This is a genomic window from Afipia broomeae ATCC 49717 (genome assembly GCF_000314675.2).
Classification (GTDB): domain Bacteria; phylum Pseudomonadota; class Alphaproteobacteria; order Rhizobiales; family Xanthobacteraceae; genus Afipia; species Afipia broomeae.
Window position 1 is genome coordinate 777,787 of the sequence record NZ_KB375284.1, and the last position, 23,549, is coordinate 801,335.

Genomic DNA, 23,549 nt, shown 5'->3' on the forward strand with positions numbered 1-23,549 from the left:
GGCCTGATTATTGCTGTTTTCCGCTCTTCGGCGTCTTTGACTTCGGCTTCACCGCCTTTGGCTCGTTTTCCTTCGGCGGCTTCGGGCATGCGCCGGTATGGTCGAGCTGCACCTTGGCCTTCTGGCGCTCGCAGTCGTTTGCGTAGGTCTTGCCGTTGCAACCGCAAACCGGCCGGTGGATCTGCATGCAGAAGGCCGGCGCCTTGTCGCATGTGCCCGGCGCATCGGCGGCCTTGCATTGCCCGCCTTCCCTTTGGCACCAGAGCGCCGAATTGCAGGTGATGTTCGCCGCGCCGCCGCAGGCTTCGCCGAGATTTGCCGCCTCGGATGTGCCGGATCTGATCGTCACGCAAAGCATGACGATCAGGATCGCCGTAATCAGACGAGCGAGGCGCGTTCGCATGAATCCCCCAGCGGCAGACCCCAGCGTCAGGCGCTGGCCTTCTTATTCTGCCGGTTATGCACCAGATCGTCCACCACGGCGGGATCGGCCAGCGTCGAAGTGTCGCCGAGGGCGCCGGCTTCGTCTTCCGCGATCTTGCGCAGGATGCGGCGCATGATCTTGCCCGAACGCGTTTTCGGCAGGCCCGGGGCAAACTGGATCAGATCGGGCGAGGCGATCGGACCGATGTCCTTGCGCACCCACGCGACCAGTTCCTTGCGCAGAGTCTCCGTCGGCTCGACGCCCTTCATTAGCGTCACATAGGCGTAGATGCCCTGACCCTTGATGTCGTGCGGATAGCCGACCACGGCGGCTTCCGACACCGCATCGTGCGCGACCAGCGAGCTTTCGACTTCCGCGGTGCCCATGCGGTGACCCGACACGTTGATGACGTCATCGACCCGGCCGGTGATCCAGTAATAGCCGTCGGCATCGCGGCGGCAGCCGTCACCGGTGAAGTACTTGTTCTTGTAGGTCGAGAAGTAGGTCTGCTCGAAACGCGCATGATCGCCGTAGACCGTGCGCATCTGGCCGGGCCAGGACTTGGCGATGCAGAGGTTGCCCTGCGCCTCGCCTTCGAGAACCTTGCCGTCGGCGTCAACGATCTCCGGCACCACGCCGAAGAACGGCTTTGTCGCCGAGCCCGGCTTCTGGGCGATCGCGCCGGGCAGCGGCGTAATGAGAATGCCGCCGGTCTCGGTCTGCCACCAGGTATCGACGATCGGGCAACGGCCATCGCCGACCACGCGGTGATACCACTCCCACGCTTCAGGATTGATCGGCTCGCCGACCGAACCGAGCAGGCGCAAGCTGGCGCGCGAGGTCTTCTTCACCGGATCGTCGCCGGATTGCATCAGGGCGCGGATCGCGGTCGGCGCGGTGTAAAAGATATTGACCTTGTGCTTGTCGATCACATTCCAGAACCGGGAATTGTCCGGATAGTTTGGCACGCCTTCGAACATTAGCGTGGTGGCGCCGTTGGCGAGCGGCCCGTACAGAATGTAGCTATGGCCGGTGACCCAGCCCACGTCCGCCGTGCACCAGTAGATGTCGCCCTCGTGATAGTCGAAAACGTACTGATGCGTCATCGAGGCGAAGGTGAGATAGCCGCCGGTGGTGTGCAGCACGCCCTTGGGCTGACCCGTCGAGCCCGAGGTGTAGAGAATGAACAGCGGATCTTCCGCGTTCATCGGCTCAACCGGACAATCGGTATCGACCATCGCCGCGGCTTCGTGATGCCAGACGTCGCGCACCGGATCCATGTCGATCTTGCCGCCGGTGCGCTTCACCACGACGACCCAGTCGACGCCGCCGACCTTGGCGATGGCCGCGTCGAGGTTGGCCTTGAGCGGCACCTTCTTGCCGCCGCGCAGACCTTCGTCGGCCGTGATGACGACGTTGGATTTGCAGTCCTTGATGCGCTGAGCCAGCGAGTCGGGCGAAAAGCCGCCGAACACCACCGAGTGGATCGCGCCGATCCGCGCGCAGGCCAGCATCGCGTAGGCCGCTTCCGGGATCATCGGTAGATAGATGGTGACGCGATCGCCCTTCTTGACGTTCCGCAGCCGCAGGATGTTGGCCATCTTGCAGACTTCGTCGTGCAGCTCGCGATAGGTGATCTTCTTCGATTCCGACGGATCGTCGCCTTCCCAGATGATCGCGACCTGGTCGCCGCGCGTCTCGAGATGACGATCGATGCAGTTATAGGCCGCGTTCAGGACGCCGTCCTCGAACCACTTGATCGAGATGTTGCCCGGCGCGAACGAGACGTTCTCGACCTTGGTGAAAGGCTCGATCCAGTCGAGGCGGCGGGAGGCTTCGTCGGCCCAGAAGCCGTTGGGGTCCTTGACCGAACGCGCGTACATCTCGCGGTACTTGGCATCGTCGATAAAGGCGCGCTTCGCCCATTCGGCGGATACGTCGTAAATTTTATCGGACATGGCTTCCTCATTTCCTCCACGCAGGCCGTCCGCGTCGCAACATGCGCGCAGCTTCTTCTTGTTTTGTTATTATGCGCCTGTGCATACAGCAGCGACAAGCTGCGGCAACTAGGACTTTTGTCGGACCTCGGATTTCCCAAAGGATATGAAGGGGATGACACCGGATTTCAGGCCGGCTGCAGCAGGCTCCATACCGCAGTTTGCTTGATTTCGGCGTCCTCCAGATCGCGGGTCACCGGGACGCTGTAGTCCGCGATGCGGCGCAATTTGTCGCGGGGCAGGTAGCTGCGGCCGGGGTCGCCGATCAGCACGGTTGCGCCGCGCGCAACGTGGCCGAAAAGGAAATTGAACGCGCGCTGCGCGGTGTCGCGTTCGTAGAAAATATCGCCGGCCAGCACGACATCCCAACGGCCGCCGCGCGGCTCCCCCAGCAGATCATCCTGGCATGTCGACAGCGCGACGCCGTTTTCCGCGGCGTTCAGCGCCGCGGCTGCACAGGCGAATGCATCGATGTCGGCGACGGTCACCGAGGCTGCGCCGGCCTTCATCGCGGCGATGCCCACAAGGCCCGATCCGCTGGCGAGGTCGAGCACGGTCTTGCCGCGCACCAGATCCGCGTTGTCGAGGACATGACGCGCGAGCGCCTGACCGCCGGCCCATGCAAAGGCCCAGAACGGCGGCGGCAATCCGGCCTCGCCGATTTCCTCTTCGGTCTTGTGCCAGAGCGGCACGGCCTCGTCGGCCAGCAGCAGCGCAATCTCCGGCGTCAGCGGCACCGCGCGCAGCCGTGTGTTGGCACGGATGAACGCGTCCTTGTCGGCGACGACGGGCGCGTTCACACTCCGCCCATCTTGCAGATCAGCTTCCATTCGTCGGGCTTCACGCTCTGCACCGACAGCCGCGAGTATTTCACCAGATCCATCTCGGCGAGCTTCTTGTCGGCCTTGATGGCTTCCAGCGTCACGGCTTTTTTCAGCGGCTTGTCGGCTTTGATGTCGACGCAGACGAACTTGGCGGTCTTGTCGGTCGGATCGGGATAGTGCTCGCGAATGACCTCGACGATGCCGACGATCTCCTTGCCCTCATTGGAGTGATAGTAAAACGCGAGATCGCCCTTCTTCATTTTCATGAGATTGGCTTTTGCGGTGTGGTTGCGCACGCCGGTCCAGGCTTCGCCTTTGGCGCCTTTCGCGACCTGCTGATCCCACGACCATGTGGATGGTTCGGACTTTACGAGCCAGTAGTTCATGGAGTTTCCTACGGTCTAATCTCTATGGGAGTACCTGTTGAAACCAAGCGCCAGATTTCATGCATCTCGGTGTTGGTGACGGCTATGCAACCGTCTGTCCAGTCCCGCCTCAAGTGGAGGCGGTTTAGCCAACCAAGTCCATTAGGCAGTCCATGAATCATGATATCGCGCCCCGGCGATACGCCCAACTGCTGCGCGGACTTTCGATCATCTGAGCTGGGATATGAGATGCGTAACGCAAGATGAAACCGGCTGCGTTCGTTTTTGAACTCGATCGAATACGTGCCTTCTGGCGTGCGCCCGTCGCCTTCGCGGGATTTCTGTCCGATAGGGGCTGACCCGAGCGAAACATTGTAGACAGCTAACGTCTCGTTCCCGCGCAGGAGTTTAAGCTGTCTCGCTGCCTTATCGACCTCGATCCGAGTAGCTCGTTCTCCGGCGGGAGCAAGATCGGGCGCTTTGCGTCCGAGTTGGAGAAATTCCGCCCCTATAAAAGCGGCTAAGGCGACAAGAAAGGTCAGGCATATAAGAGCGATGCTTCGCCGCATCCCTTTATCCCTCGGCCCTGAACGGCCGTGTCAGCAGCATCTCGATCGCTTCATCGATGGTCAGGGCGCCGCCGAGAACCGCCGCCACCGCGCTGGCCACCGGCATTTCAATGTTCTTTTCACTGGCGAGTTCAATCAAGACGGGCGCGGTGAATTCGCCTTCGACCAATTTGCCGCGCGGCGGCGTCTCGCCGCGTCCGAGCGCAATGCCGTAGGAAAAGTTGCGCGATTGAGAGCTGGAACAGGACAGCAGCAGGTCTCCGAGCCCCGACAATCCGGCGATCGTCTCGGGCCTGGCGCCGCAGGCAACGCCGAGCCGCATCAGTTCCGCGAAACCGCGGGTGGTCAGCGCCGCCAGCGCCGATGCGCCGAGCTGTTTGCCGGCCACGATCCCGGCGGCAATCGCCAGCACGTTCTTGGCCGCGCCGCCGATCTCGACACCGCGCACATCCGTCGAATGATAGGGGCGGAATGTCGCCGATCCGAGTGCCTGAACCAGCGCTTTCGCAAGCTGCTCGTCGCCAGTTGCGAGCGTGACGGCCGTCGGCAGTCCGCGCGCGACATCGACGTCGAAACTCGGCCCCGACAGAATTGCGGGAACGGCGCGCGGCGCAACCTCCGCGACGATCTGCGTCATGAACCGATGTGTGCCGCGCTCGATTCCCTTGGCGCAGACGATCACCGGCGTATTCGATGCGAGATGCGGCGCGAGCGCGGTCGCCGCCTGCCGCAGGCTTTGTGCCGGCGTGACCAGCAGCACCGCGCCGGCTTTCGCGGCTTCGGCGAGATCGCTGGTGACGGCGATCGTCTTCGCAAGCTGAATGCCGGGCAGCTTCGGATTCTCACGTGTTTGCGAGATTGTCGCGGCGGCGGCGCCGTCGCGGGCGTAGAGAACGACATCGCGTCCGGCCCGGGCCGCGGCGTTCGCGAGTGCTGTGCCCCATGCGCCGGCGCCGACAATCGAAATGCTTTGATGTGCGATCATGTCAGTGTCGTGCACGCGTGTTGGCGAACTTTGCCGGCGTCGATGCGGTTTCATCGAGCCGCCAGCGTGCGCGGGGCGCAGTCTCCATCGCGTCCACCATCCGAAGCGCAAGACGCTCTGCGCCTGCCCATGCGATCATCGCGCCGTTGTCGGTGCAGAGCGCCGGCGGCGGAATGATCAGCATGGTCTGGGCGCGGGCGGCGATGTCATGCAGCGCATTGCGGATCGCGAGATTCGAGGCGACGCCGCCGGCCGCGACCAGCGCGCGGGGCGGGCCGAATTTTTCCTGAAACAGACGCAGCCCGACACTGATCCGGTCCGCGGTGAGATCGAGCACAGCGGCCTGAAATCCGGCGCACAGATCCGCGACGTCCTGCGGCTCGAGCGGCATCAGGCGCGTGGCCTCATTGCGCACCGCGGTTTTCAAACCGGACAGCGAGAAATTTGCGTCGGGCCGTCCCACCATCGGGCGGGGAAACACGAAGCGATCGGGATTGCCGTGAGCGGCCGCGCGTTCGACCTGCGGTCCGCCGGGATAGGGCAGGTCGAGCATCTTCGCGACCTTGTCGAAAGCTTCGCCCATCGCGTCGTCGACCGTGGTGCCGAGCCGGACATATTTTCCGACGCCGAGCACCGCGACGATCTGGGTGTGGCCGCCCGACGCCAGAAACAGGCAATAGGGAAATGTCAGCGGCACCGTGAGGCGCGGCGTCAGCGCATGCGCTTCGAGATGATTGACCGCGATCAGCGGCGTGTTGTGAACCAGCGAGATCGCCTTTGCCGTGGTGAGCCCGACGATCACACCGCCGATCAGGCCGGGGCCCGCGGCTGCGGCGACGGCGCTGAGATCGCTAAAGCCGACATTCGCCTCTTTCATCGCCGCACGGATAATTCCGTCGAGCATGTCGACATGGGCGCGGGCGGCGATCTCCGGCACGACGCCGCCGAACGGCGCATGTTCATCGATCTGCGAGCGCACGATGTTGGACAGAATCTTCCCCGACCCGTCGCGCTGCCGTTCGATCACGGCGGCGGCGGTTTCGTCGCAGGTGGTTTCGATCCCCAGCACCAGCTTGCCTGCCAATTTCAGTTCCTGCTTCTTCTGCTCTTGCTTTGATTGCCGATCCGGCGTTTCCCTTACATAGGCATTGGCCTCGCGCAGGGCAAAACGTCATCCGCCACCTAGGTGTCATTCAAGGGGTTCATAACGTGGAATCGTCAGGCGGGCTATCGTGATTCAGCACAGCATCTGCCCGCGCGGAGCATCTTGAATGGCCATTCTTGTGACACGACCGGTCCCGGATAACGAGAGGACGGCGGCCGCCCTGCGGGCGCGGGGCTATGACGCACTGTTGTCGCCGATGCTGCGGTTCGAGGAAATTCCGTTTCATGACGAAGACGACGCGGCCTATGACGCCGTGATCGTGACCAGCGCCAATGCGATCCGTGCCATACTGGATCATCCCTCCCGGATGCATCTGTTCGGACTGCCAACCTTCGCGGTCGGCGGACACACCGCGGATGCCGCACGGGAGGCGGGCTTTCGCGACGCCGCGAGTGCGCAGGGCAACGCGCAATCGCTTGTCGATCTCGTTATCAAGACGCTCAAACCAGGCGCCACACTTTGCTATCTCGCCGGCGCCGACCTCGCACACGATCTCCCCGCCGATCTTGGGGGGCGGGGTTTCACGGTGGTGACGCATACGACCTACCGGATGGTCCCTGTGACCGGGTTTGCTGCGAATGTCGGCGACGCATTCCGCGCGGGCGGGATTGATGCGGTGCTGCATTATTCCCGGCGCAGCGCACGGGCCTATCTCGATGCGGCACGGGCGGACGGTGTCGAGATTTCTGCCCTCGCGCTGCCACAATGCTGCATCTCCGAGACGGTGGCGGGCCTGCTTCGCGAAGCCGGCGCAATGCAGGTGGCGGTGGCGCGCACGCCGGATGAGAATGCTATCTTCGATGTGCTGGACAGGACGCTCAAAGCATCGTCCAACTAGCTTTCGGGTAACCGGCAGGTAACCTTCCAGAGTGCTTCTGGACGCGAGCGGCGTTCGCAGAATCTGCTAGAGTCTGCGCGAGCGTGACAGGAGTGAGTTCCGATGGACGACGACAAGCAGGACAAGGCCGGCACTTCGTCCGGTAGCGATGCCGCCAAACGACCCCCGCCGACCATCGAACTGACCGCTTCCGAGGTATCGGAAAGTCCGTCTGCGCCGGACACGCCGGACGCAGATGCCGGCGCGCCAAAGCCGGATCACTCCGAACAGCCGTCGCATCCGTCTGCTGAATCTGCTGCTGCGGCATCTTCGAATCCATCACGGGCGTCTTCGGTGTTTCTGTCCGCTGTGGCGGGTGCGGTGGCCGCGCTGCTTGCGATCGGTGCCGCCACGTTCGCAGGCTGGCCTCCGCAACCCGCACCCGTTTCAACCGCGCCGCTTACGGACGGGATCGCAGCGAACAAGGCCGACATCACCGCTATGGGCACACGGATCGCGAAGGTCGAATCGGATGCGGCAAAACCTGCGGCGCGTCCGGTTGCCGATCCTGCGATCATCGCGCGTATCGACGCAGTGGAGAAATCGCTGGCGTCGTTGCGCAGCGATATCGCCGCCGTGCGCGGGCAGAACGAGAAGACGGCCGCCGCGATCAGCGAGCTCAGGTCCGCAGCGCCGCAAGGCGTCATGGGCGGCGAAGCGAAAGCACCCGCCGTCGACACCGCGGCCATCGAAGAGCGCATTGCCAGGATCGAACGCGCGACTGCGGCGCTGAGTGCGGCGGCTGCGGCACCGCCTGCCGAAGATCCGAAGGTGCGCAAGCTCGATGCGCTGATCCACCTCGATAAAGCCGTGACCCGTGGCTTGCCCTATGCCACCGAGCTTGCTGCCGCGCGTGCCGTTGCCGGTGATGCCGATGCGCTGAGGGCGCTTGATGGCTTCGCGACGGCGGGTCTCCCCACGGACGATGCGCTGAGCAAGGAACTGCTTGCGCTGTTGCCGCAACTCGCGCCGAAGCCCGACCCGCAGCCCGCGCCGTCCGGTATCGTGGAGCGTCTTCAGCAGAGTTTTGCAAAGCTGGTGCGCATTCAGCGCACCGACGCGCTGGCCAGCGGCCCTACAGGCATCATCGCCCGGGCAACGGCCGCCGCGCAGCGCGGCGATCTCAACGAGGCGAAGCGGGAATTGCTGCAGTTGCCGCCGTCGGATCGCGTCCCGGTGCGGCCATGGATCGCAAAGGTCGAAGGCCGCGACAAGGCCCGGGCGGCATTTGAGCAGTTCACGATGGAAACATTGGCCTCGATCTCGAAATAGGCAGTTTCATGATCCGCATCATTCTCTTTCTGTTTCTGGTCGGTGTGGTCGCGCTCGGCGCTGCCGTAATTGCCGATCAGACCGGCGACGTCACGCTGTCGTGGAATGCCTGGCGCATCGACACGTCATTGCCCGTGCTTGTGCTGGCGCTGGTGCTTATCGTGTTCGCCGCGATGCTGGTCTGGGCGATCGTCCGCAGCTTCCTGAATGCGCCCGAGCGCTTGCGGCGGCTCCGCCGCGAGCGGCGTCACGCCAAGGGACGCAACGCCATCACCCAGGGCCTGATCGCAATCGGCACCGGCGATCATTTCGCGGCGCGCCGCCATGCCGATGTCGCCAGGCGTCTGGCGCATCAGGATCCGTTGGCGATGCTGCTGCATGCGCAGTCGGCACAGCTCGATGGCGATCGCGAAGGCGCGCAGCGCGCGTTTCACGCCATGGCGGAACGCAAGGACACACGGCTGCTCGGCTTGCGCGGATTGTTCGTCGAGGCGCAGCGCCGTGACGATGCTTACGCCGCCGTGGCGCTGGCCGAAGAAGCCCTGAAGACCGCGCCGGCCTCGGCATGGGCGTCGCACGCCGTGCTCGGCTTCCGTTGCAGCAAAGGCGACTGGGACGGCGCGCTGAAGATTCTCGAAAACAATCTGGCGGCGGGGCTGATCGATCCTGCGCCCTACAAGCGGCAGCGCGGCGTTCTTTTGACCGCGCGGGCGCTCGATCTTGAAACTTCCGATCGCGACCGTGCGCGCGCCAGCATCACTGAAGCGGTGAAGCTCGCACCGACACTGGTGCCCGCCGCGACTCTCGCGGCAAAGTTTCTCAGCGAGAACAATCAGACCCGCCGCGCCATGCAGGTGATCGAGACGGCATGGACCGCGCAGCCGCATCCCGATCTTGCGGATGCTTACGCGCATGTGCGGCTCGGCGACTCCGCCGTGCAGCGCCTGGCGCGTGTTGAGAAACTCGCAGCCAGATCGCCCGGCAATATCGAAGGCGCGCTTGCGGTCGCGCGTGCCGCCATCGACTCCAGCGATTTCGCCCGTGCGCGGGAAGCGCTCGCGCCTTTTATCGAGGCGCCGACCCAGCGGGTCGCCCTTCTCATGGCTGAGCTGGAGCGGGCCGAGCATGGCGATGGCGGCAGCGCGCGTGTCTGGATGCAGCGCGCGGTGCGCGCCGCGCTCGATCCGGCATGGACCGCCGATGGCTATGTATCCGAGCACTGGCGTCCGGTGTCGCCCGTCACCGGACGTCTCGACGCATTCCAGTGGCTCACTCCGGTTGCGGCTCTCCCTTCGGAGAAAGCGCCGGTGCTCGAGGCTGAGGTGGCCGATGAGCCTGCATTGCCGCCGGCGCTGGAAGCCGGTCCGGCGGTCAAGCTGCCGCCACCGGCTGTCCCATTGCAGGATAACGAGCCCGCGCCTGTGCCTTCGGCTCCTGCGCCCGTGGAGCAGGCCGCTCCGCCGCCAGCCGCGCCGGTGATCGCCAATGTGCCGCCGCCGGTGTTTCGGCCCCGGCGCGAGATCGAGAAGCCGGATGCGCCGCGGATCCCGGCCGTCATCCCGATTGTGCGCGCCCCGGACGATCCCGGCGTCGCCGACGAGGCCAGGGACGAGGAATTCGACGATCCGGTCCAGCCGGAACCGGCGCAGCGAGGCGGCTGGAAGGGATTTTTGTCCCGTCTTGTCAGTTGATTAGGAAGTCGATGGCATTTTCGTCACGGACCTGATCCAGCCTGACAAAAACGCCCCGCCATGTTGCAAAGCGGGGCGCTGGCCAGTATCAGGTGCGGATACCGATTTCGCGTTTTGCCGCCTTAGCTCAGCTGGTAGAGCACCTCATTCGTAATGAGGGGGTCGTAGGTTCGAATCCTATAGGCGGCACCACTCTTTCCAGCATCTTGCAGCACATTGGACTCGCTCGCGTGGGCGTTCGCCTGCCCGGCGCCCGTCTCTCACAGGAGGGGTCCGGCGCTATCCCGCAAAAGAATTCGGCTGACCGCCATAACGGCGCAAGGGAACAACAATGACTGACAGAGAGAAGATTCTGGCCGCCCTTCGCGAGAAACCGCTGAAGATTTTCGACGTGATGAAGCGCGTCAACATCAAGAATCAGGAAGATTGCCAGTCGCTGCTGCTGAAGATGCGTGACGAGGGCCTCGTGCGCTTCGACATTCACAAGGGCGTCTGGCTCATTGGCTGATGCCGGCGTCAAGACAAGGCCGCTCGATTCTCAAATCAATCGCAGTCCGGACAATCGTCTGAGAGGCCGTCCAGCACCTCGTCGATTGCTTCCCGAGCCCGCCCCGCACTGATTCCAGGAAATGGCGAATGCTCGGCAAGCGCGTGCGCATAGTCGAGCGCCGCGTGATTGAAACGCAACCGCATATAGCCGTGGTCGGGACATGCCGCGATCAGGTTGGCGCGTAAGAGAGTATCGGTCGCCCAGTTTTCGATTTGAACTGCCTTGCGGCTTAATCTTGGGCCCATTGAGATATCTCCTGCGGGAGAATCGTTGGGCGCCTCAAAGGTTCCGTGCGTCTTCGCGCGGAATGGCAGTTCGCTTACGAGAATTTCGTCCGCTCTCTTTTTGCCGCGTCATAAATCTCGATCTGCAGCATTTTGTACCGGCCTAGCAGTTCGGCCGCGGCCTTCTTGGCAGCCGCCTCATCATTATACTGCGTCTTGAAGTGGCCATCGACCACGAGCGTAAAGCCTTCGGCGGGTGCAATGTCTGCGCGCTGGATCTTCCGCGGCTCTTCTTCGGGGAGCGTGAGTGGTTTTTTCATGGTCTGCCTGTGTCTGGTTGTTTGGATCAGTCTAGCACGGCTGAACAGGTGTGTCGGATATTTCGATGACGGCTTAACCTTTCGTCAGCGGCTCCAGTTCAACGCGCGCAACACCGACCCCTAACCACCGGTCGTCTTCGCCCATGCCGAGATCGCAGGGACGGCGCGTCGCATCGACCTCAAGGGTGATCCCGAAATCGCGATCGGACGGCGGAAGATCCGTAACGCGTGCGACGGCCTCGATGACAAAACCGCCAGACAGTTTTTTCCTGATCTGGCTTTGCAGCGGCTTGTCCCGCAGCAGAACGCGAATGGTCTCGGGCGGCACCAGAGACTTGACGACAACGATGCGGATCAGCAGGTCGGTCTCGAAACGCACCGGCAGGTCGATGGTGGAGCGGCGGCTCGGGCCGCTCCAGCGAAAGGTTTTGTAACGAAGATGCTTCTCGATGCCGTGCCACTCGAACGGCATGTTCTGGCGATCGAGATTGAATGCGACCTTTCGCTCGATGCGCTGCATCTCTGATGCAGCGAACCGGCTGTCGGATCCCTTGTTTCTGCGATTGAGGCGCACCGCCGAGCCGGGCTCGACGCTCTGTGTCGGCATTTCAATCTTCAGGAATTTGCCTTTGACCACGGCATCCATGATGTCGATGAATTCCCGGGACCGGAAATCGGGCTGCGACTGGATGCGTTCCAGCAGGCGCTGCTGCTCATCGGTTGACTTGATCTTGTAGGAGTCCCGCCGCCATGCGGCGTTGAACTTGAACGATGTCAGTTCGCGGGTGGAGGCGAAGCGCTTCGCGGCCATCGCCGCCTGGTTCATGAACAGCGCATCCATCGGCACTGTCACCGAGGCGGGATCCTGCCATTTGATGCCATCGCCGTAGATCGACCGCTTGTGGGCGAATGCGGACGGCGGCACGAAATCGCCGGCCGAGTAGCTGCCGGACGCGAACAGGCCGGCGATTCCGCGGACGCCCGACTCCGGCGGACCGTAAAGCGCCATCACGCTGGTGACGACTTCGGCGTCATGCTCCCGCGCCGCGCGCAGGATCGCTTCGAGATGTGTCGGATACCAGATGTCGTCGTGGCCGAGATAGGCGATCCAGTCCGACGCCGCGTGTTCGATCGCGTAATTGTTCGCGGCCCATTGCGAGCCGTAGTTGCGGTCGAGATTGTGCCAGCGGATGCGGCTATCGCCGAACGAGGCGACGACATCCGCCGAATCGTCGGTGCAGCCGTCGCCAACAACCATGATTTCGAAATTCTGCTCGGTTTGCAGCAGTACCGAACGGATGGCGCAGCGAAGCGCCGCGCTCCAGTTGTAGGTCGGGATGACGACGGTAATCGCTGGACGATTTACCAACGGTAAGGCACCGTCTCGGCAGCGTCCTCGGAATCCCATGGCAGGTCGAGCGCATCGGGGCTTTCGTGATTGTACATTCTGTCCGGCATATTGATGATGACAGCTTCGGTCTCGCCGATGTTCTTCCAGCCGTGGTGCAGATCGGGTGCAATCGTGAGAAGGCCGGGATTGCGTTCACTAACCATGAATTCATTGAGCCTGCCGAATGTCGGAGAATCCTTCCGGCCGTCGAAGACGACGATCTTCACCAGGCCCGACACAACAAACAGCCGGTCGGTTGTTTGCCGATGCAGGCCCCAGGCACGGACGCGGCCGGGAAGTGTCGTGGTGACGTGAACCTGGACGATCGGCGATTTGATGATGTCCCAGTTTGTCCGGGCGACCTCGCACATATAGCCGTCGTCATGCGAGACCGGACGGGATGGGCGAAATTCGACACCGCCGATCAGTGTGTCGCGCAACGCACCCTGTGCATCGACGGCCGACTGCTTGGCCAGCATCAGGTCCATTCCGACTATCGCGTGTGTCATTGTCCACCGGCGCCGTTACTAAAACGCTTTCCCGGTGGACATTATAGCGGACCGGCCGGCCCGCGCCATCAGTTGCGACAACACGTCCGGGCTGACCACGATGTGATCAGCCCGTCGGGTTTAGCCTGCGATCTTGCTGAAGTCGGGCTTTCTGCGCTCGGCGAATGCGGTGAGCGCCTCGCGCGCTTCGGGGCCCTTGAGCCGTTCCTTGAGAATGGCGCCTTCACGATTGATCTGCGCGGTGATCAAGGCGGTATCGCGCATCAGCGCCTTGGTGTGCGACAGCGATCCGGCCGGTTGCCTGGCCAGTTTGAGCGCGGCTTCGCGTGCCTTCTTGCGCAGTTCCTCGACAGGAACCACTGCGTTGACAAGGCCGAGCGAGACTGCGGTTTCGCCGCTCATCGGTTCGCCCAGAGCGAACATCTCGTAGGCGCGGGCATAACCGATTCGTCCCTGCAGGAGATGCGTCGAGGCCGCTTCGGGAACCAGCGCGATGTTCACGAACGGCGTGATCAGCCGGGCGGTCGGCGCGACGTAAACAAGGTCGCAATGCAGCAGCATTGTTGTGCCGATTCCGACTGCGTTGCCCTGCACCGCAGCGATCAGCGGCTTGGTCGCGATGCCGAGGTTTGTGATGAACCGGGGTGAGTGGGCGACGATGCTGGGATCTTTCGATTGCGCGGCGAAATCGCCCATGTCGTTGCCGGCGGTGAAGTGATCGCCGTCGCCCTGAAACACAACCGCGCGGATTGCACGATCCTTTTCGGCGGTTTCCAGCGCGTCCGCGAGAGCGGCATACATCGCGTTGGTGATGGCATTCATTTTGTCCGGACGCGCCAGGGTCAGCGTCAGCACGCCGTCCGCAAGTTCACTCTTTACGAATTCAGTCATGGTCTGCGTTTCCTTTCATATCGAATCTAGGAACTGTCCTTCGGAAATTTCGTCTGCAGGCTCACGAGCCAGCGCGAAACCACGTCGATTTCCTTGTCCGTAAAACCGTCTGTCAGCGTGCTGTTGATGTCATGCGCGCGTGCCACCGCGCGTTTGCGAATCTTCTCTCCCGTCTCGGTCAGATAAACGCGCTGTGCGCGGCCATCTGCACCGTCACGTTTCCGTTTGATCAGTCCCGCTCGCTCCATCCGGTCGGCAAGACCTGTGATGGCGGACGGCACGATATCGAGCGCAGCGGAGATCTCGCCGATGAGCGCGCCATCGTTCCGTCCGAGGAAGAACAGCACCCCGGATTGCGCCGAGGTCAGGCCGTCTTCCGCGAGCATGTGCTGTTCGATACCTCGCTGCAGTCTGCGATAACCCACGGTCATCAGAAAAATCAGCCGACGGTCGGTCGTCATGTCATCCCCTATATATTTCACATGTGAAATATCAAGTCTCGGCAAAGCCGGAAAGCACTTTTCATGACAGCTCTGCGCAAGCCGCGCCGGATTGCCCAGCCCGCGGACTGCGCTCCGGCGGGTTCCGGCGGCATTGCGCTTGCCATCGGCCTGTGCCGAAATGGCGGCACAAAACAAGCTCGGTCAGGCAGCCGTCATCCGGCGTCATGAGCGCGCACTCAGGGAGAACCACCATGCGTCTTGCTGCCGCCGCGTTCGCGGCGTTTTGCCTTTTGCTCCAGACCGCCGCGCCTAGCCGCGCCCAGGACGCCTGGCCGTCGCGCAACGTCACGATCATTGTGCCGTTCACCGCCGGCGGCACCGCCGATCTGTTCGCGCGGCTCATCGCCAGCCACATGCAGATCACGTTCGGCCAGCCTTTCGTGGTTGAAAATCGCGGCGGCGCGGGCGGCAATATCGGCGCGGCGGCTGTCGCGAAGGCGCCGAACGACGGCTACACGCTGCTGCTCGGCACCGTCTCGACCCATGCGATCAACCCGACGCTTTATTCGAATCTGACGTTCGATGCCGCGAAGGACTTCCAGCCGGTCTCGCTGATCGCGCGGCTGCCGAACATGCTGGTTGTGAAAAACGCGTTGCCGGTGACGAACGTCGCCGAGTTCGTTGCCTATGCGAAAGCCAATCCCGACAAGCTGAACTACGGCTCGTCCGGCGTCGGCACCTCGATCCATCTTGCGGCGGAACTGTTCAAGATCGCGACCGGCACCCGGATGACCCATGTGCCGTATCGCTCATCCAACGAGATCATGCAAAACCTGACCGGCGGCCACATCGATCTCGCCTTTGACAACATCACGCTGGCGTGGCCGCAGGCGAAAGCCGGAACGGTGCGCGCGCTGGGCGTGACCAGTCTGCAGCGCTCCCCGACCGCGCCGGAAGTGCCGCCGATCGCCGATACGCTGAAGGGTTTCGATGCAACCTCGTGGCACGGACTGTTCGCACCTGCCGGCACGCCGCGGCCGGTCGTCGACAGGATGGCGGCGGAAGTGAAGCGCATTCTTGACATGCCGGACACGGTGACCAGGCTCACCGACATCGGCGCGGTGCCGTCGCCAATGACACCGGACCAGTTCACGGCGTTCATCGCGACTGAGCGCGCGAAGTGGGCGGAGGTGGTCAAGGCGTCGGGCGCAACGGCAAATTGAATCTGAATTGAAACCCGTTCTCTCCGCTCATTCCCGCGAACGCGGGAATCCAGACCTTCAGGAGCCTGGGTCCCCGCCTTCGCGGGGACGAGCGGGAATAATGACGCCCATTGATTGTGCCCGGAACGTGCCACAGTTCAGGCTGATGATCTGTCGAACAGAAGGGTGACGCATGAGCATCGCCGAAGTCCTTGACGCACCGATGCAGCGCCCGCCGCTGGTCCCGCCGCGGCCTCCGCTCGCGCCGGACGATCTGTCGCCGCTCGGCCGTCTCGCCCTGATCCGGCAAAACGCCATCGCCAGTTGGGGACCGCGCGCCTACGAAGAGGATATCGTTCAAGGGCGGTTTTTCGGGCGCAGCAGTTTCATTCTCAACACGCCGGACGCGATCCGGCATGTGCTCGTTGAGAACTATGAAAACTATACCCGCACGCCCGCCGCCTTCCGCGTGCTGCGGCCGATCCTCGGCGAGGGCCTTTTGCTGGCCGAGGGCAAGGCCTGGAAAAACCAGCGCCGCACGCTGGCGCCGGCCTTCGCACCGCGGGCCATTCCGCTGCTCATTCCGCACATGCTGGCGGCGACCGACGATGCCATCGACGTGTTACGGGCGCAGACCGGTGTGCCGGTCGATCTGCGCGAGGCCATGCAGCGGCTGGCGCTCGATATTGCCGGGCGCACGATGTTCTCGTTCGAGATCGACAGGCACGGCCCGGCGCTGCGGGGCTTCGTCAACGACTACGGTGAGCGCCTCGCGCAGCCGCGCTTCTTCGATCTGCTGCTGCCGCTGGGCTGGCCGAGCCCGAGCGATATTTCCCGCGCGCTGTTCCGGCGGCGGTGGACGCGCTTCATGCAGAAGCTGATCGCGGAGCGCCGCGCCAAAGGCGCGGACAAGGGCTGCGATGCGCCGCACGATCTGTTCGGCCTCATGGTGGCGGCGCGCGATCCGGAAACCGGCGAAGCCTTCACCGACGAACAACTCGGCGATCAGGTCTCCACCATGATCCTTGCCGGTCATGAAACCACGGCGACGGCGCTGTTCTGGTCGCTGTATCTTCTGGCGCTCGATCCGGCGACGCAGGATGAACTTGCCACCGAGGCGAAAGCCGCGCTGGCGTCCGGCGCGCTGGATGTGACGCGGCTGACCTTTACCCGCGCCGTGCTCGACGAGACCATGCGGCTTTATCCGCCGGCATTCCTGATCGTGCGGGCGGCCTCCGGCCCCGACACAGTGCCCGGCGCCGACATCGCCGCCAAAGACATCGTGCTGATTTCGCCATGGCTGCTGCACCGGCATGAAAAGCTCTGGGACCAGCCGAATGCCTTCCGGCCGTCGCGCTTCCTGCCCGGCAGTCCGCCGCCGGATCGCTTCGCTTACCTGCCGTTCGGCGTCGGGCCGCGCGTCTGCATTGGCGCGCAGTTTGCGCTAACCGAAGCCACCCTGGCGTTGGCGAAACTGATCGGCGCCTTCAAGGTCGAACTGCTCGACCGCGATCCGGTGACGCCGGTCGGCGTGGTGACGACGCAGCCGGACCGCTCGCCGATGTTCAGGATTGTGCGGCGCGATTGAAACGTCGGCTCGTTCGCGCGCGGTGAGGGGTGTATTGCGGCGCGATGGATCAAGGCGCGGCATCAACTATCCACACGCGGCCTCATTCCAAAGTCGTAGAGAGAATCGACGGCTGCCGCGTCGAAGAGTCGCATTCATCCGATCATTCTTGCCAAATCTCCCCGCAAGCCTTTGTCTTGCCATCAATCAAAAAAGGCCGGTTCAAAAAGAACGGGCTTAGCAGGGGAGAACGCCATGACGAAACGACACAAGGACAAGACTTCCAGCGACAAGACCTCCAGCCGCCGCAACTTCCTGAAGGTTGCCGCCGCAGGCGCAGCCGCTACGGTTGCGACGCCCGCTCTCGCGCAGACCGGGCCAACCAACATGCGCTTCCAGAGCACATGGCCGGCCAAGGACATCTTCCACGAATACGCGCAGGACTACGCCAAGAAGGTCAACGACATGACCGGTGGCGATCTCAAGATTGAAGTGCTGCCCGCGGGCGCAGTCGTTCCGGCCTTCCAGTTGCTCGAAGCCGTGTCCAAGGGCACGCTCGATGGCGGCCACGGCGTGCTCGCCTATCACTACGGCAAGCAGAACGCCTTGGCGCTGTGGGGTTCGGGTCCGGGCTATGCGATGGACGCCAACATGCTGCTCGCCTGGCACAAGTACGGCGGCGGCAAGCAGCTGCTCGAAAAGCTCTACAATTCGATCGGCGCCAACGTCGTCTCGTTCCCGTATGGACCGATGCCGACGCAGCCGCTCGGCTGGTTCAAGAAGCCGGTGACCAAGGCCGACGACCTCAAGGGCGTCAAGTTCCGCACCGTCGGCATCTCGATTGACGTGTTCACAGGCATGGGCGCCGCGGTCAACGCGTTGCCCGGCGGTGAAATCGTCTCCGCGATGGATCGCGGCCTGCTCGACGCCGCGGAATTCAACAACGCCTCGTCGGATCGCGTGCTCGGCTTCCCGGACGTCTCGAAGGTCTGCATGCTGCAGAGCTATCACCAGAACGCCGAGCAGTTCGAGATCATGTTCAACAAGGACAAGTACAACGCGCTGCCGGCGAAGATCCGCGCGATCCTCGACAACGCCGCCGAAGCGGCCGGACAGGACATGGCCTGGAAGGCGATCGACCGCTACTCCAGGGACTACGAGGAGATGCAGTCGAAGGACAAGGTGAAGTTCTACAAGACACCGGATTCGGTTTTGCAGAAGCAGCTCGAAATCTTCGATCAGGTCGCCGAGAAAAAGTCGGCGGAAAACCCGCTGTTCAAGGAAATCGTTGAATCCCAGCTGGCGTTTGCCAAGCGTGCAACCCAGTGGGAGCAGGACACGGTCGTCAGCCGGCGTTTGGCTTACAACCATTACTTCGGGCCGAACGCCAAGAAGAAGACCTGACCCCATCATCAGCACGAGTACGGCATCATCCGGGAATGGCAACCCCGGATGATGCTTCGTATCGTTTCCACTGTTGCACCGACCTTCTTCATTACAGGTGATGGCCTCCCATGAGTGCGCAACGCGTTCTGCATACAATCGATGGCATCAGTACATGGACCGGCAAGGCCGCGGCGTGGCTGATTGTCGGACTTATGCTTCTTGTCTGTGCCGAAGTTTTCAAGCGCTACATTCTCAATATGCCGACGGCGTGGATCTTCGACGTCTCGAACATGCTGTACGGCACACTGTTCATGATTGCCGGCGCCTACACGCTGGCGCAGAACGGCCACGTCCGCGGCGATTTTCTCTACAGTTCGATGAAGCCGCGCCGGCAGGCATCGCTCGATATCGTCCTTTATATCGTGTTCTTTCTGCCCGGCATCGCGGCGCTGGTTTATGCGGGCTGGGACTACGCGTCCGACTCCTGGCGCATCAACGAACACTCCAACGTCACCGCCGACGGGCCTCCGGTCTGGCAGTTCAAATTCATGATTCCGCTGGCGGGCGCGTTGCTGCTGCTGCAGGGCGCGGCCGAAATCATGCGCTGTGTGATCTGTCTGAAGACCGGGGAATGGCCGAGCCGTCTCAAGGACGTGTCCGAAATCGATGTCGTCGGCGAGCAGCTCGCCAACAGCGAATACGTCGACGAGGAGTCGCGGAAAATCGCGATCGAGAAGGCGCAGGACATTGAGGAAAGCGCGCGTCAGCGCGGCATGGGCGGAGACCTGTCGAAATGAGCGATCCCGCACTCGGTCTCCTGATGCTCGGCCTGATCGTGGTCGTCATCATCATGGGTTTCCCCACGGCCTTCACCCTGATGGGCCTCGGCATGTTCTTCGGCCTGTTCGCCTATCACCGGGCGGGCGAATCCTGGGCCGACAACCATATCTTCGACCTGATGGTCCAGCGCACCTACGGCGCGATGACCAACGACGTCCTGATCTCCATCCCGCTGTTCGTCCTCATGGGTTACGTGATGGAGCGCGGCGCGCTGGTGGACAAGATGTTCTACTCGATCCAGCTCGCGTTCCGCCGCGTGCCTGCCTCGCTCGCGGTGGCGACGCTGATCGTCTGCACGTTCTGGGGCATTGCCTCGGGTCTGGTCGGTGCGGTCGTGGTGCTGATGGGCGTCATCGCCTTCAATCCGATGCTGAAGGCCGGTTACGATGTGAAGCTTGCGTCCGGCGTTATCACGGCGGGCGGCACGCTCGGCATTCTGATTCCGCCGTCGGTCATGATCATCGTCTATGCCGCGGTCGCGGGCCAGTCGGTGGTCAAGCTCTATGCCGCGGCGATGTTTCCCGGCTTCTTCCTGGCGTTCCTGTATCTCGTCTACATCATCGGCTGGGCGCTGCTGAATCCGAAAATCGCGCCGAAGCTGCCGGAGGCGGAAACGCGCGTTCCGGTCCGGCCCTGGATCAGCGAGCTGCAAAAATCCTACTCGCACAAGATGTTGCCGGCGCTGCTGACCGCTGCCGTGTCCCCGGCAAGGGCGATGGCCATTACGGCGGATGGCGTGCGCGTCAGTTACGGCATGCTGCTCAGGAATCTCGGCTACGTGCTGGTGCCGCTGGTGCTCACGGCGGCGACGCTGTGGGCCGCATGGTGGTACGTCGTGATTCATCAGCAGCCGGATACGCCCGCGCCATCGGCGGCGATCAGTCAGCAGCTTGGTTCGTCGGCGCCGTCCACCGCAGAGCCGGCGGAGGAAAAGTTGCAGGAACTCGGCGGCGCGTCTTCGGACGAGCGGAAGAGCGAGCCGGAAACCCTTCAGGAAATGGGCAATGCCGAACTGCGCGGCCAGGGCACTGCCGCGCCCGCGGAAGCCGGACCGCCGCAGGCGTTCTACACGTACTTCGCGTTCACTTGCGGCATCATGGGTCTGATCCTGCTCTACTACTACTGGACCATGGGCGCGGAGCAGTTCGAGGTTTTGCGGCTGCTGATCTCGTCGGTGATGCCGCTCGGCATTCTGACCGCGGTGGTGCTCGCCGTGATTCTGCTCGGCATCACCACGGCGACGGAATCCGCGGCGGTGGGTGCGGCGGGCGCGTTCCTGCTCGCGTTCCAGGCGCGCACGCTCGACTGGAAGCGCACCAAGGAAGCGGTGTTCCTGACCGCGAAAACCACATCGATGGTGTGCTGGCTGTTCGTCGGCTCGGCGCTGTTCTCGGCGGTGTTCGCGATCCTCGGCGGTCAGGCGCTGCTCGAGAGCTGGGTTCTGTCGCTGAATCTGACACCGGTTCAGTTCATGATCCTGTCGCAGGCCATCATCTTCATCCTCGGCTGGCCGCTGGAATGGACCGAGATCATCGTGATCTTCGTGCCCATCTTCCTGCCGATGCTGAAGCACTTCGGGATCGATCCGATCCTCTGGGGCGTGCTGGTGTTCGTGAACCTGCAGGCGGCGTTCCTGTCGCCGCCGGTGGCGATGTCGGCGTTCTATCTGAAGGGCGTCGCGCCATCGCATGTGACGCTCAACCAGATCTTCGGCGGCATGATGCCATACATGCTGATCGTCATCATCTGCATGGTGCTGATGTATCTGTGGCCGGGCCTGACCCTGTGGCTGCCGAACTATCTCTACGGGAGCTGACGCGAAAACGTGATCGGCCGGGGCAAGTCCCCGGCCAGTCCATCGCAGGCATTACTTGGATACCCGGCCGATCTGCCGTAAACTGCGGCCATGACCGACTTCAATTCTCTGTACGCGACCCTGAAGCAGACCGCCGATCCGAAGGTGGCGGATGCGATCCAGACGCTGGTCGAGACCGGCGCCGATCATGAGCTGAACCGGATCAATCTGATCGAATTCGCCGCCAGAACAGGCCTTGCCGAAGAAAAGGTGATCTCAGGGTTCCTCCACGCCTCGCAGATCGGCATCTTCGATCTGACCTGGAACGTGCTGTGCCCCGGATGCAGCGGTGTGCTCGGCGCGCATGACACCCTCAAGCAGCTTCAGCCCGAGGACTATCATTGCGGTCTGTGCGCCGCTGGCTATCAGGCGTCGATCGACGATCAGGTCGAGGTCGCATTCACGGTCAGCCCGCGGGTGCGCCGGATCGCGGCGCACGATCCGCACACGCTGCCGAGCTGGGATTACTGGCGGCAGATTTTCTGGAGTTCGGGGATCGACATCAACGAGGATTCGTTCGGCCGTCTTGTGAACGAGGCCACGCTGGAAGCGGTCGAACTCGCGCCGGGCGAAAAGGCCGTGCTGTCGCTGCAGTTGCCGGCGGAGTTCGTGATCGTGTTCGAGCCGGTGACCCATTCGGCGCTGTTCCTCGACGTCAAGGGCGAGCCGACAAAGGACAAGCAGAATGCATCGCTGACATTCGACGGTGTGCACGCGCCGACCGGGACCGTGGAGATGCGTCCGGGGCCGTTGCGGCTGACGCTGGAAAACCAGTCCAGGAACCGCGTACTGCCTTCGGTGTGGGTCGCAGGCGAAGCGCTTCATGATCTGCTCGGCAAGCGCAAGCCGATCGTTACCGCGAAACGAATCCTGGCGAACCAGACCTTCCGCGATCTCTACAAGGCGGACAATCTCAGCATCGACCAGCGTCTCAAGATCACGTCGCTGACGTTCCTGTTCACCGATCTCAAGGGTTCGACCGCGCTCTATGAGCGGGTCGGCGATCTGGCAGCGTTCGATCTGGTGCGCGCGCATTTCCGCGCGCTGCTCGAGATCATTGCGTCCGAGGGAGGTGCCGTGGTGAAAACCATCGGCGATGCGGTGATGGCGACCTTCGTCCGCCCCGAGCAGGCGGTCGCGGCCGGCATCCGCATGCGCAAGGCCATGGATGAGCTGAACGAACAGCGCGGGACCAAGGATCTGCTGGTCAAGATCGGCATCCACGAAGGCGCGTGTCTGGCGGTGATGCTGAACGATCGCCAGGATTATTTCGGCCAGACCGTCAATATCGCGGCACGGGTGCAGGGTCAGGCGACCGAGCGGGCGATCAACGCCACCGGCCCGGTGGTAAAATCGGCCGCGGTCATGGAGCTGCTCGGCAAGGCGGGACTTACCCCGGCGGAAAAGAGCGTCGAACTGCGCGGAATCGCCGACAAAGTGGTGATTTACGAGATTCCATGACAGCTCTGTGTCGTAACCCGCCCGTTTCCGCGCAAGTCCCCACCTTTTGCGGGCAATTCGCGGTGAGCGCCGCCCGGGAACCCGGCCAAGATTGCCAGAGTTTCATTTTCAGGCCATAGAACCTGACGATTTTGTGCCTTAAAGTTTCATTCGGGCATGATCTCATCTGAAAACCGGTCCGGCTTTTTCGGGATCATGCTTTGATCAGGTCCCGTTTCGATAGCAGAGATTGATGCTCGACAAATTACGCCACTTCATTTCGGACGTCGTTTCCCCCGCCGGCCATGAGAATCGCACCTTCGCCGATAATGACTACCGTCTGGCGGCGACCGCGCTTCTGATCCACGTCATCTCCCTTGATGGCGAACCATCGGAGACCGAGAAGCGGAAGCTTCATGCGCTGCTCGAATACCGTTTCGATCTCGATCCCGGAACGGCCGACAAGCTGATCGCCGATGCAACCCTGGTCGAAGGGGAGGCGGTTGACCTCTATCACTTCACCAGCATCATCATGCGTTCGGTCAACGAGGAAGGCCGGCTTCGCATCATCGAGATGATGTGGGAGCTTGTCTTTGCCGATGGCCACGTTACCGAATTCGAGGACAATATTGTCTGGCGCGCCGCCGACCTGCTCGGCATTTCCCAGCGTGACCGTCTTAATCTCAAGCATCGTGTCGCCGACAGCCGGCTTACGCCCGACGAAGCGACATAGAATTTTTTCTCCGCACGATTTTTCTTCGCA

At 62.7% G+C, this 23,549-nt stretch carries 24 protein-coding genes and 1 tRNA gene; 12 read left to right on the forward strand and 13 right to left on the reverse strand.

The window, feature by feature from the left end; genetic code table 11:
• Nucleotides 1-7 precede the first annotated feature (7 nt).
• From HMPREF9695_RS23345 to tsaD, 7 genes are all read right to left on the reverse strand, one after another.
• A complete protein-coding gene (locus tag HMPREF9695_RS23345; protein ID WP_006023385.1) occupies nucleotides 8-403 on the reverse strand; it encodes a Kazal-type serine protease inhibitor family protein in 396 nt (131 codons plus the stop codon).
• Nucleotides 404-429: 26 nt separating this feature from the next.
• Nucleotides 430-2,382 (reverse strand): acetate--CoA ligase, encoded by a 1,953-nt coding sequence (gene acs / locus HMPREF9695_RS23350; protein ID WP_006023386.1) that lies wholly within the window; start codon nucleotides 2,380-2,382, stop codon nucleotides 430-432.
• A 167-nt stretch (nucleotides 2,383-2,549) separates the two neighbouring features.
• Nucleotides 2,550-3,251 (reverse strand): class I SAM-dependent methyltransferase, encoded by a 702-nt coding sequence (locus HMPREF9695_RS23355; RefSeq protein ID WP_006023387.1) that lies wholly within the window; start codon nucleotides 3,249-3,251, stop codon nucleotides 2,550-2,552.
• Nucleotides 3,218-3,631: an EVE domain-containing protein gene (locus HMPREF9695_RS23360; RefSeq protein WP_006023388.1), complete on the reverse strand. Its 414-nt coding sequence runs from the start codon at nucleotides 3,629-3,631 to the stop codon at nucleotides 3,218-3,220. The genes HMPREF9695_RS23355 and HMPREF9695_RS23360 overlap by 34 nt, the downstream gene beginning before the upstream one ends.
• 8 nt (nucleotides 3,632-3,639) lie before the next feature.
• The gene (locus tag HMPREF9695_RS23365) at nucleotides 3,640-4,179 is read right to left on the reverse strand and encodes a L,D-transpeptidase family protein (protein WP_006023389.1); all 540 of its coding nucleotides are present in this window, start codon (nucleotides 4,177-4,179) and stop codon (nucleotides 3,640-3,642) included.
• Nucleotides 4,180-4,183: 4 nt separating this feature from the next.
• Nucleotides 4,184-5,164 carry an NAD(P)H-dependent glycerol-3-phosphate dehydrogenase gene (locus HMPREF9695_RS23370; RefSeq protein WP_006023390.1) on the reverse strand — a complete coding sequence of 327 codons (981 nt, stop codon included), beginning with the start codon at nucleotides 5,162-5,164 and terminating at the stop codon, nucleotides 4,184-4,186.
• Between the two features lies 1 nt (nucleotide 5,165).
• Complete coding sequence (tsaD, locus tag HMPREF9695_RS23375; protein ID WP_006023391.1) at nucleotides 5,166-6,248, reverse strand: tRNA (adenosine(37)-N6)-threonylcarbamoyltransferase complex transferase subunit TsaD; 1,083 nt, start codon at nucleotides 6,246-6,248, stop codon at nucleotides 5,166-5,168.
• Nucleotides 6,249-6,435: 187 nt separating this feature from the next.
• Here tsaD and HMPREF9695_RS23380 point away from each other — a divergent pair, with 187 nt between their 5' ends.
• From HMPREF9695_RS23380 to HMPREF9695_RS26740, 5 genes are all read left to right on the forward strand, one after another.
• Complete coding sequence (locus HMPREF9695_RS23380) at nucleotides 6,436-7,167, forward strand: uroporphyrinogen-III synthase (protein ID WP_006023392.1); 732 nt, start codon at nucleotides 6,436-6,438, stop codon at nucleotides 7,165-7,167.
• A gap of 102 nt (nucleotides 7,168-7,269) precedes the next feature.
• A complete protein-coding gene (locus HMPREF9695_RS23385) occupies nucleotides 7,270-8,478 on the forward strand; it encodes a COG4223 family protein (RefSeq protein ID WP_006023393.1) in 1,209 nt (402 codons plus the stop codon).
• 8 nt (nucleotides 8,479-8,486) lie between these two features.
• Nucleotides 8,487-10,169: a heme biosynthesis protein HemY gene (locus HMPREF9695_RS23390; RefSeq protein ID WP_006023394.1), complete on the forward strand. Its 1,683-nt coding sequence runs from the start codon at nucleotides 8,487-8,489 to the stop codon at nucleotides 10,167-10,169.
• 116 nt (nucleotides 10,170-10,285) lie between these two features.
• Nucleotides 10,286-10,361 (forward strand) — tRNA-Thr (locus HMPREF9695_RS23395).
• A gap of 139 nt (nucleotides 10,362-10,500) precedes the next feature.
• Nucleotides 10,501-10,677, forward strand: coding sequence for a hypothetical protein (locus HMPREF9695_RS26740; RefSeq protein WP_006023395.1), 177 nt, complete (start codon nucleotides 10,501-10,503; stop codon nucleotides 10,675-10,677).
• A gap of 35 nt (nucleotides 10,678-10,712) precedes the next feature.
• Here HMPREF9695_RS26740 and HMPREF9695_RS23400 read toward each other — a convergent pair whose 3' ends face one another.
• The 6 genes from HMPREF9695_RS23400 to HMPREF9695_RS23425 form a co-directional block, all read right to left on the reverse strand.
• Nucleotides 10,713-10,964: a hypothetical protein gene (locus HMPREF9695_RS23400; protein ID WP_006023396.1), complete on the reverse strand. Its 252-nt coding sequence runs from the start codon at nucleotides 10,962-10,964 to the stop codon at nucleotides 10,713-10,715.
• A gap of 74 nt (nucleotides 10,965-11,038) precedes the next feature.
• Entirely contained in the window at nucleotides 11,039-11,263 is a 225-nt protein-coding gene (locus tag HMPREF9695_RS23405) for a hypothetical protein (RefSeq protein ID WP_006023397.1), read from the reverse strand.
• Nucleotides 11,264-11,336: 73 nt separating this feature from the next.
• On the reverse strand, nucleotides 11,337-12,632 hold the full coding sequence (locus tag HMPREF9695_RS25355) for a glycosyltransferase family 2 protein (protein WP_051055051.1): 1,296 nt from the start codon (nucleotides 12,630-12,632) through the stop codon (nucleotides 11,337-11,339).
• Entirely contained in the window at nucleotides 12,626-13,162 is a 537-nt protein-coding gene (locus tag HMPREF9695_RS23415; RefSeq protein ID WP_083875219.1) for a dTDP-4-dehydrorhamnose 3,5-epimerase family protein, read from the reverse strand. The genes HMPREF9695_RS25355 and HMPREF9695_RS23415 overlap by 7 nt, the downstream gene beginning before the upstream one ends.
• Before the next feature lie 120 nt (nucleotides 13,163-13,282).
• Nucleotides 13,283-14,053: an enoyl-CoA hydratase gene (locus HMPREF9695_RS23420; RefSeq protein ID WP_006023400.1), complete on the reverse strand. Its 771-nt coding sequence runs from the start codon at nucleotides 14,051-14,053 to the stop codon at nucleotides 13,283-13,285.
• Between the two features lie 26 nt (nucleotides 14,054-14,079).
• A complete protein-coding gene (locus HMPREF9695_RS23425; protein ID WP_006023401.1) occupies nucleotides 14,080-14,514 on the reverse strand; it encodes a MarR family winged helix-turn-helix transcriptional regulator in 435 nt (144 codons plus the stop codon).
• A gap of 233 nt (nucleotides 14,515-14,747) precedes the next feature.
• Here HMPREF9695_RS23425 and HMPREF9695_RS23430 point away from each other — a divergent pair, with 233 nt between their 5' ends.
• The 7 genes from HMPREF9695_RS23430 to HMPREF9695_RS23460 all read left to right on the forward strand — a co-directional run bounded on the left by HMPREF9695_RS23430 (nucleotide 14,748) and on the right by HMPREF9695_RS23460 (nucleotide 23,519).
• The gene (locus HMPREF9695_RS23430) at nucleotides 14,748-15,719 is read left to right on the forward strand and encodes a Bug family tripartite tricarboxylate transporter substrate binding protein (RefSeq protein WP_006023402.1); all 972 of its coding nucleotides are present in this window, start codon (nucleotides 14,748-14,750) and stop codon (nucleotides 15,717-15,719) included.
• A gap of 172 nt (nucleotides 15,720-15,891) precedes the next feature.
• Nucleotides 15,892-17,286: a cytochrome P450 gene (locus HMPREF9695_RS23435; RefSeq protein WP_006023403.1), complete on the forward strand. Its 1,395-nt coding sequence runs from the start codon at nucleotides 15,892-15,894 to the stop codon at nucleotides 17,284-17,286.
• 234 nt (nucleotides 17,287-17,520) lie between these two features.
• Nucleotides 17,521-18,669 carry a TRAP transporter substrate-binding protein gene (locus tag HMPREF9695_RS23440; RefSeq protein WP_006023404.1) on the forward strand — a complete coding sequence of 383 codons (1,149 nt, stop codon included), beginning with the start codon at nucleotides 17,521-17,523 and terminating at the stop codon, nucleotides 18,667-18,669.
• 110 nt (nucleotides 18,670-18,779) lie between these two features.
• Complete coding sequence (locus HMPREF9695_RS23445; RefSeq protein WP_006023405.1) at nucleotides 18,780-19,448, forward strand: TRAP transporter small permease subunit; 669 nt, start codon at nucleotides 18,780-18,782, stop codon at nucleotides 19,446-19,448.
• Nucleotides 19,445-21,307: a TRAP transporter large permease gene (locus tag HMPREF9695_RS23450; RefSeq protein ID WP_006023406.1), complete on the forward strand. Its 1,863-nt coding sequence runs from the start codon at nucleotides 19,445-19,447 to the stop codon at nucleotides 21,305-21,307. The genes HMPREF9695_RS23445 and HMPREF9695_RS23450 overlap by 4 nt, the downstream gene beginning before the upstream one ends.
• Before the next feature lie 90 nt (nucleotides 21,308-21,397).
• Nucleotides 21,398-22,807, forward strand: a complete 1,410-nt coding sequence (locus HMPREF9695_RS23455) for an adenylate/guanylate cyclase domain-containing protein (RefSeq protein WP_006023407.1) — start codon at nucleotides 21,398-21,400, stop codon at nucleotides 22,805-22,807.
• Nucleotides 22,808-23,039: 232 nt separating this feature from the next.
• On the forward strand, nucleotides 23,040-23,519 hold the full coding sequence (locus HMPREF9695_RS23460) for a tellurite resistance TerB family protein (RefSeq protein ID WP_006023408.1): 480 nt from the start codon (nucleotides 23,040-23,042) through the stop codon (nucleotides 23,517-23,519).
• The last annotated feature ends 30 nt before the right edge of the window (nucleotides 23,520-23,549 follow it).

Bases quoted from the DNA above. Each gene is read 5' to 3' on its own strand.
- HMPREF9695_RS23345 (WP_006023385.1), bottom strand. From the start codon at position 403: ATGCGAACGCGCCTCGCTCGTCTGATTACGGCGATCCTGATCGTCATG.
- acs (WP_006023386.1), bottom strand. From the start codon at position 2,382: ATGTCCGATAAAATTTACGACGTATCCGCCGAATGGGCGAAGCGCGCC.
- HMPREF9695_RS23355 (WP_006023387.1), bottom strand. From the start codon at position 3,251: ATGGAAGCTGATCTGCAAGATGGGCGGAGTGTGAACGCGCCCGTCGTC.
- HMPREF9695_RS23360 (WP_006023388.1), bottom strand. From the start codon at position 3,631: ATGAACTACTGGCTCGTAAAGTCCGAACCATCCACATGGTCGTGGGAT.
- HMPREF9695_RS23365 (WP_006023389.1), bottom strand. From the start codon at position 4,179: ATGCGGCGAAGCATCGCTCTTATATGCCTGACCTTTCTTGTCGCCTTA.
- HMPREF9695_RS23370 (WP_006023390.1), bottom strand. From the start codon at position 5,164: ATGATCGCACATCAAAGCATTTCGATTGTCGGCGCCGGCGCATGGGGC.
- HMPREF9695_RS23380 (WP_006023392.1), top strand. From the start codon at position 6,436: ATGGCCATTCTTGTGACACGACCGGTCCCGGATAACGAGAGGACGGCG.
- HMPREF9695_RS23385 (WP_006023393.1), top strand. From the start codon at position 7,270: ATGGACGACGACAAGCAGGACAAGGCCGGCACTTCGTCCGGTAGCGAT.
- HMPREF9695_RS23390 (WP_006023394.1), top strand. From the start codon at position 8,487: ATGATCCGCATCATTCTCTTTCTGTTTCTGGTCGGTGTGGTCGCGCTC.
- HMPREF9695_RS26740 (WP_006023395.1), top strand. From the start codon at position 10,501: ATGACTGACAGAGAGAAGATTCTGGCCGCCCTTCGCGAGAAACCGCTG.
- HMPREF9695_RS23400 (WP_006023396.1), bottom strand. From the start codon at position 10,964: ATGGGCCCAAGATTAAGCCGCAAGGCAGTTCAAATCGAAAACTGGGCG.
- HMPREF9695_RS23405 (WP_006023397.1), bottom strand. From the start codon at position 11,263: ATGAAAAAACCACTCACGCTCCCCGAAGAAGAGCCGCGGAAGATCCAG.
- HMPREF9695_RS23415 (WP_083875219.1), bottom strand. From the start codon at position 13,162: ATGACACACGCGATAGTCGGAATGGACCTGATGCTGGCCAAGCAGTCG.
- HMPREF9695_RS23420 (WP_006023400.1), bottom strand. From the start codon at position 14,053: ATGACTGAATTCGTAAAGAGTGAACTTGCGGACGGCGTGCTGACGCTG.
- HMPREF9695_RS23425 (WP_006023401.1), bottom strand. From the start codon at position 14,514: ATGACGACCGACCGTCGGCTGATTTTTCTGATGACCGTGGGTTATCGC.
- HMPREF9695_RS23430 (WP_006023402.1), top strand. From the start codon at position 14,748: ATGCGTCTTGCTGCCGCCGCGTTCGCGGCGTTTTGCCTTTTGCTCCAG.
- HMPREF9695_RS23435 (WP_006023403.1), top strand. From the start codon at position 15,892: ATGAGCATCGCCGAAGTCCTTGACGCACCGATGCAGCGCCCGCCGCTG.
- HMPREF9695_RS23440 (WP_006023404.1), top strand. From the start codon at position 17,521: ATGACGAAACGACACAAGGACAAGACTTCCAGCGACAAGACCTCCAGC.
- HMPREF9695_RS23445 (WP_006023405.1), top strand. From the start codon at position 18,780: ATGAGTGCGCAACGCGTTCTGCATACAATCGATGGCATCAGTACATGG.
- HMPREF9695_RS23450 (WP_006023406.1), top strand. From the start codon at position 19,445: ATGAGCGATCCCGCACTCGGTCTCCTGATGCTCGGCCTGATCGTGGTC.
- HMPREF9695_RS23455 (WP_006023407.1), top strand. From the start codon at position 21,398: ATGACCGACTTCAATTCTCTGTACGCGACCCTGAAGCAGACCGCCGAT.
- HMPREF9695_RS23460 (WP_006023408.1), top strand. From the start codon at position 23,040: ATGCTCGACAAATTACGCCACTTCATTTCGGACGTCGTTTCCCCCGCC.